Source organism: Robinsoniella sp., from assembly GCF_034124845.1.
Genome location: NZ_JAWYAJ010000086.1, coordinates 1 through 7,156, shown reverse-complemented (window position 1 = coordinate 7,156; position 7,156 = coordinate 1). Strand labels below are relative to the sequence as shown.

6 protein-coding genes are annotated in these 7,156 nt (G+C 45.2%); all 6 read left to right on the top strand.

Going from position 1 to position 7,156, the window contains the following annotated elements:
* Window positions 1-11 precede the first annotated feature (11 nt).
* The gene (locus tag ACH2DQ_RS04375; protein ID WP_395025716.1) at window positions 12-164 is read left to right on the top strand and encodes a nucleotide-binding domain containing protein; all 153 of its coding nucleotides are present in this window, start codon (window positions 12-14) and stop codon (window positions 162-164) included.
* Window positions 165-803, top strand: coding sequence for an SIS domain-containing protein (locus ACH2DQ_RS04370; RefSeq protein ID WP_394910739.1), 639 nt, complete (start codon window positions 165-167; stop codon window positions 801-803).
* A complete protein-coding gene (locus ACH2DQ_RS04365; protein WP_394910738.1) occupies window positions 800-1,768 on the top strand; it encodes an ROK family protein in 969 nt (322 codons plus the stop codon). Before ACH2DQ_RS04370 ends, ACH2DQ_RS04365 begins: the two co-directional genes overlap by 4 nt.
* A gap of 35 nt (window positions 1,769-1,803) precedes the next feature.
* The gene (locus ACH2DQ_RS04360) at window positions 1,804-5,160 is read left to right on the top strand and encodes a glycoside hydrolase family 38 C-terminal domain-containing protein (RefSeq protein WP_394910737.1); all 3,357 of its coding nucleotides are present in this window, start codon (window positions 1,804-1,806) and stop codon (window positions 5,158-5,160) included.
* 251 nt (window positions 5,161-5,411) lie between these two features.
* On the top strand, window positions 5,412-6,575 hold the full coding sequence (locus tag ACH2DQ_RS04355; protein ID WP_394910736.1) for a uroporphyrinogen decarboxylase family protein: 1,164 nt from the start codon (window positions 5,412-5,414) through the stop codon (window positions 6,573-6,575).
* A 53-nt stretch (window positions 6,576-6,628) separates the two neighbouring features.
* A partial coding sequence (locus tag ACH2DQ_RS04350) for a glycosyl hydrolase 2 galactose-binding domain-containing protein (protein WP_395025713.1) occupies window positions 6,629-7,156 on the top strand: 528 nt, incomplete at its 3' end.

Here is a 7,156-nt window from a genome sequence, read left to right as displayed (position 1 = left end):
ACATCCGGGGAATGCGGATTCTAAAAGAAATTGAGCCGGGATTGCCAACCTGCCAGAGTATAGACCACCCTTATTATAAAATGGTGTTGAAATCCGGGAGCTTTGGTACGCCGGAATTTGTGGAAAAAGCAATGGATATGCTGCTTCTTCATGGGGGTGAATAGATGGAAATTTATGATCATATTACAGAATTACGGAAGCGGTATCCCATATTGGAGGGATGCGAATCCGATATCTGGTCTGCCTTTGCAAATATACGGGATTCTTTTCGAAAGGGAGGTATGCTGCTCGTTTGCGGAAATGGTGGAAGCGGGGCAGATTCGGAGCATATTGTAGGAGAACTGATGAAAGAATTTGCCATCAAACGCCCGTTATCGGCGGAAATGAAGGCAAAGTTAAAAAATATTTCTCTGGAAAACGGAGAACTGCTGGCGGAGCATTTACAGGGTGGCCTTCCAGCAGTGACCCTTACCAGTAACATTGCATTGTCTACGGCGTTTGCCAATGATGCAGTACCTGAGTTGGTATTTGCACAGCAAGTATGCGGATATGGGGATGATAAAAGTGTCCTTATGGGTATCAGTACCTCTGGAAATTCTAAAAATGTAATATATGCAGTGGAGACGGCAAAGGCACTGGGTATGAAGACGGTTGGAATGACCGGGGAAAGTGGCGGAGAGCTGAAGGAACTGTGTGATGTATGCATCTGTGTTCCGGCTGTGGCAACTCCCAATATCCAAGAACTTCATCTGCCGGTCTACCACACAATCTGCATGATGCTGGAGGAGGAATTTTTCGGATGAGTTATTTGGCTGGAATTGATATTGGCGGTACAAAGTGTGCGGTTAGTATCGGGAAAACCACGGGTACAGATGGGATAGAGATTTGTTATAAAGAAAAATTTCCTACTCCGGATTCACCTTCGGAGGCAGTGAAGAGGATGACAGAAACTCTTGCAGCAATGGTTGATGCACACGAGGAGATTGTGCTGGAAGCCATTGGAATCAGCTGCGGAAGCCCTCTGGATTCTAAAAAAGGATTGATTATGTGTCCGCCCAATCTGCCTGATTGGGATCATATAGATGTAGTGACGCCCTTTGCCCGGAGATTTGGCGTTCCGGTCCAGGTACAGAACGATGCAAATGCATGCGGACTGGCAGAATGGCTTTGGGGTGCGGGAAGAGGCACACAAAATATGATATTCCTGACTTTTGGCACCGGACTTGGAGCCGGGCTGATACTGGATGGCAAATTATACTGCGGGACCTGTGATATGGCAGGGGAAGTGGGACATGTACGTCTGTCGGAGGATGGACCGGAAGGCTATGGCAAGAAGGGATCTTTTGAGGGATTTTGCAGCGGAGGCGGCATTGCCAGGTTTGCAGTGCCATATATTGAAAGCTGGGTTAAGAGAGGCAGTCGGACGAGTATTTTAAAGCCGGGAAAAGCACTGGATGAAATTACCACAGCAGATATCGGTGCGGCAGCCGGCGAAGGAGATGAACTGGCACTTGATATCCTGAAAAAGGCAGGAGAGAATCTGGGAAAAGGTCTTTCTATGCTGATCGATATTCTGAACCCGGAAAGAATTGTAATCGGAAGCATTTATCTGAGACAGGAAGATATACTCAGAGAACCCATGCTGGAGGTAATCCGCAGGGAAACACTATTACAGAACCGGCAGGTATGTCAGGTAGTACCGGCAGGGCTGGGAGAACAACTGGGGGATTACGCAGCTTTATCAGTGGCAGGTAATCTTATACAATGAGCCAGACGGTTTAGAGCCTGACAGGAGGTATTTAATTGAAAGTAAAAGATCCGCATTTTATATTAGAAAAAATCCGCAAATATATAGATGAAGATATCTGGCCTGCCAGATACCGTGAAGTTGTGGAACTGGATGAATGGAAATATATAGAGCACCCAATGGATGACCGCATTGATGATGCTTTTGATCTGAGTTATGATGACAGCGGCTGGCAGGATTTCCGGTTATGGGATACCTGGGGAGGATACGACAAGGTTGCCTGGTTCCGCACCAGTGTACAAGTTCCGGAAGCCTTTATGGACAGCCAGACGGCACTCAAGCTGTCAGTTGGCCCACGGGATGGGGGAGAATCTACCGCTGAAGCATTGCTGTATATAAATGGCAAACCGGTTCAGGGAATTGATATCTGGCATGAGGAAGCACTTCTTGATCAGGAAGTATTTGAAAATGGAAACACCCTGCATATTGCAATAAAGGCCTGGAGCGGCGTTCTCGTGGTGCCCAGAGTGCGGACTTTTAAGATTGCCCAGCTGGTAAAGCTGGATATGGAGACAGACCGTTTTTATTATATAACAGATACACTGCTGCGGTGTGTAAAGCTGCTGGATGAGAATGATTTGCGCAGGATAAAATTGACTCGGGTACTGAATGATACATTTGCAAGAGTAAATTTTCTGGAGTATCAATCAGAAGGATACTATAAGTCCATCCAGGAAGCACTGGCTTATATACAGGAACAGCTGGATCAGTATGCAAAGGTGGAAGAAATAAAGCCTGTGGTATACGGAGTGGGCCATTCTCATATTGATATGGCATGGTTATGGAGGCTTTGCGCCACCCGGGAAAAAGCATCCAGAACGTTTTCCACGGTGCTGAATCTGATGAAACAATATCCCGAATACCGGTTTATGCATACGTCACCCCAGCTGTACAAATTCCTGAGAGAAGATTATCCGGAAATTTATGCCCGGGTAAAAGAAAAAATTGCCCGGGGACAGTGGGAGATCACCGGCGGCATGTGGGTTGAACCGGATACCAACGTTCCGTCCGGAGAGTCATTGGTACGTCAGTTTATCTATGGAAAGCGATTCATTAAGGAAGAATTTGGACAGGAAACAAATCTGGTCTGGCTGCCTGATGTCTTTGGATATTCTGGTGCACTGCCGCAGATTATGAAAAAAGCAGGAATGAAATATTTCATGACAACGAAGATCAGCTGGAACCAGTACAATCATTTTCCATATGATACATTTAACTGGAAGGGAATAGACGGAACGAGCATCTTTACCCATTTTATTACCACGCCGGAAGACGGCTCCTGGTTCTATACTTATAATGGTCATATGGATCCGGAAGAAGTGACGGGAGTGTGGAAAAATTATAAAGATAAGGATAAAAATGATGAGCTTTTAATTGCCTTTGGATGGGGAGACGGCGGCGGCGGACCTACCAGAGAAATGCTGGAACAAAGCCGTGTTATGAAAAATATTCCAGGAATCCCAAGGGTGGAAATGGATACGGCGGAGCACTATTTTGAGCGTATTTACAACCATACAGACCATAAAAAGCTGGGAACCTGGGACGGTGAGCTTTATTTTGAACTGCATCGGGGTACGTATACCTCGCAGGCTGCCAATAAGAAGTTCAACCGCCAGTCAGAGGTACTGCTTCATAATATTGAATTCCTGTACAGTATGCGGGATATACTTGGCGGAGGGGATTGCTATCCACGGGAAGCACTGGATGGAATCTGGGAGCGGGTAATGCTGAATCAGTTCCACGATATCCTTCCCGGGTCATCCATTCGTCAGGTATATGAGGATACAACCAGAGATTATCTGGAAATTGCACAAAAAGGCGGGGAACTCTGTCGGCAGGTACAGACTGCGCTTATGGATGAGATCTGTGTAAATGAGAATTCCATTGCAGTCTATAACACCACAGGTTTTTCGAGAGATGATATCCTGTTCCTTCCTTATGGAGAGCATTGTACTTTGCATACGGAGTTCTCATGGGGATCTGAAAAGCTTGCAGACCAGAAAACAGAGGATGGCATTCTGGTATACATAAAGGATATTCCGTCCTATGGATATAAGATGATAACAGTTCAGACAAGTCTGAACTGTTACGCATCCAGCCCATTGAAATTCGCCTTCGGCGAAGGGCTGGATGCCGACAGACCCAGGTTTTTGTACGATCAGCGCAGTAAATGCGCAGATCTGCCGGAAGTGTTACATAAGTGGATTCCATATTGTGAAAATACTGATACAACGGACAGATCTCTTGTCAAGGTTACAGAAACTTCTATGGAGAATGCCTTCTTCAAGATTGAAATGAACGGGAACGGTGAGATTTCTTATCTGTATGATAAAGAAAATGGCCGTCAGGTCAGCTGCGAATCGCCCATGAACATGCTGCAGGCATACGAAGACAAACCCCAGCGCTTTGATGCATGGGATATCGATGTGTATTACAAAGAAAAACCATATCAACCATTTCAACTGGTAAAATCAGAAGTGATGGAGCAGGGTGCGTTACGGGGCGTTTTACGTCATGTCTGGGTCTTCAACCGCTCGGTAATTACCCAGGATATGATCTTATATCATAACAGCAGAAGAATTGATTTTAAGACTACTGCTGACTGGAAAGAAGAACAGGTACTTTTAAAGGTATATTTTCCTGTGGATGTACACTGTGAAGAAGCGGTGTATGAGATTCAGTTTGGAAATATAAAACGTCCGACCCATACGAATAATGAATGGGATTTTGCAAAATTTGAGGTGTGCGGACATCGTTGGGCTGATTTATCGGAAGGTAACTATGGCGTATCTCTTCTAAATGACTGCAAATACGGCTACGATATTCACCAGAATACGCTGGGGCTGTCTCTGATTAAATCCGCTGTCCGCCCTGATGAGACTGCGGACAGGAGGATTCATGAATTTACATATTCCCTGTATCCCCATGCCGGAAGTGTTACCGAATGCCAGGTACAGAAGGAAGCCATGATGCTGAATATGCCTCTGCTGTATTCCTTTGCAGAAAAGAAGGGGCAGCAAGTGCCACCCGGCGTGAATACGTCGGTATATAGCACCCGCTGTCCGGATGGACAGACGGACAAGATTTCCTACTCTATGATAGAGACAGACTGCAGCCATATTGTAATTGATACGGTAAAGAAGGCTGAAGCAGAAGATGCTTATATTGTCCGGTTATATGAATTTAAAAATGCAAAAGACTCCGGCGCCAGGCTGATGTTTCATTTCCCTGTAAAACGGGTAGTGGAAACGAATCTCTGCGAGGAAGAGATGCAGGAACTGATGTTAAGCGGCAGCGGGATTGAATTTGAAATAGGGTGTTTTGAAATTAAAACATTTAAGGTCTATATTTAACAAATACCTGAGATTTCGTAACAGTTCAGACAGCATGAACTGTTACACATCCAGCCCATTGAAATTCGCCTTCGGCGAAGGACTGGATGTCTGCAGGCCCCAGGTTTTCTTACGGTCTGCGCAGTAAATGCGCTGACCTGTCTGAACTGTTACGATATTTTACCATATGGTGATACAGAATATCAGGCACGATATAGAGACGGATTTATGCGGGGAGGCATTTGTTTAAAGAAAGTAGAGGATAAGACATCATGAATAAAGAATATATGAGCAGCCGCCAAAGAGTGCTAAATGCCATTGAACACAAACCGGTGGACCGGATGCCGATTGATCTGGGGGTTCATTTTTCAACGGGTATATCAGCATACGCATATTATGAGCTGCGAAAATATTTAGGGCTGTCTGTGGATCAGATTGAGATGATTGACTGTTCACAGGGGTTGGCCAGAGTGGATCAGGATATTCTGGACAGATTTCACATCGATACCATGTTGTTAAATCCCCCATGGGAGAATACGCATAAGTGGAATCCCCGGGGAACGTATGAATTCCTGGTCCCGGATAGCTTTAGGCCGGTCAGGCAGTCAGACGGAGGATATCGGATGAGCTCCGGTCAGGGAGAAATCTATATGCCGGCAGGAGGATATTTTTTTGATGGGATTTGCCCTGATTTTTATGGCTTTAAAAGCGAAGAAGAAAAGTGGGAACTGTTTGGCAGGAGAGCAGAAGAGATATATAAAGAAACTGATAAATTTACCATGGTCATGGGATATGGCGCTTTCTTTCATGGGTTGGAATTTGCCTGCGAGATGTTATTAGACCCGGAATCCTGCAAATACCAGAATGAGACACAGCTGGGTAAAAATATTGCTAAATTTGACCGCATGAACAAGAGGTTTGGAAAGTATATTCAGGCAATTGAAGTAAACAGTGACCTGGGTATGCAGAATGCACCTATGTGTTCGCCGGAAAGTTATGAAGAATGCTGTCTGCCTTATCTGAAAGCATTCTGCAAACATGTACACGAAAACAGTGATATTAAAATTTTCCTTCATTCCTGTGGATCCATCGATGCACTGCTGCCGGATATTATAGAAGCAGGTGTGGACATAGTCAATCCGGTACAGATCTCTGCGGATAATATGGACCCAGGGCATTTAAAAAGGACATATGGAGATTCTATTTGTTTCTGGGGCGGAGGATGTGACACCCAGAGAATGTTGTGGCAGGGAACTCCGGAAGAAGTATCCGCTCATGTGGAAAAGAATATTGAAATATTCGCCAAAGGAAGCGGCTTTGTCTTTAACCAGGTACATAACATTATGGGAAATGTTCCGCCTGCAAATATAGCTGCCATGTTCGATACGGCATATGAATGTGCAGTGAGAGACCCCGCGGGAGTCAAAACGGTGTAAACAGGCGAATTGGTGCGGTACTAGCCAGCTTGCTTTATACAGGAGGGATACAAATGGAAATTTCATTATCAAATCTTAAATGGCAGGTCAAGGGATATTGGCCATATGTGCCAATCAAAGAAAAAAGCATGGAAACAGGCCAGACACTCCACGGTGTTACGCCATGGATAGAAGCAAAAGTGCCGGGCGGCGTACACTATGACCTGTGGAAAGCAGGATACATCGATAACCCTTACTATGCCAGGAACAGCCTGAATTGCGAATGGGTGGAAAACCGCTGGTGGATGTACCGCACGGAATTTTTGGCACAAGTGACAGAGATTACTTCTCATCCAGATGCTATAGGCAGAGATCTGACTGGGGAAAATGTATTTCTGGTGTTTAAAGGGTTGGATTATGAGGCGATGATCTATGTCAATGACGAGCTGGCGGGCACCCATAAAGGGATGTACGAACACAAGAGAATAGATCTCACCGGCAAAATAAAGGAAAAAAATAAACTGGTCGTAATCTTTAAAGGGGTACCTTCTGAGATGGGACAGATTGGATATACCTCAGCTACCTCCACTCAGAAAAGCAGG

Bases quoted from the DNA above. Each gene is read 5' to 3' on its own strand.
- ACH2DQ_RS04375 (WP_395025716.1), top strand. From the start codon at position 12: ATGCGGATTCTAAAAGAAATTGAGCCGGGATTGCCAACCTGCCAGAGT.
- ACH2DQ_RS04370 (WP_394910739.1), top strand. From the start codon at position 165: ATGGAAATTTATGATCATATTACAGAATTACGGAAGCGGTATCCCATA.
- ACH2DQ_RS04365 (WP_394910738.1), top strand. From the start codon at position 800: ATGAGTTATTTGGCTGGAATTGATATTGGCGGTACAAAGTGTGCGGTT.
- ACH2DQ_RS04355 (WP_394910736.1), top strand. From the start codon at position 5,412: ATGAATAAAGAATATATGAGCAGCCGCCAAAGAGTGCTAAATGCCATT.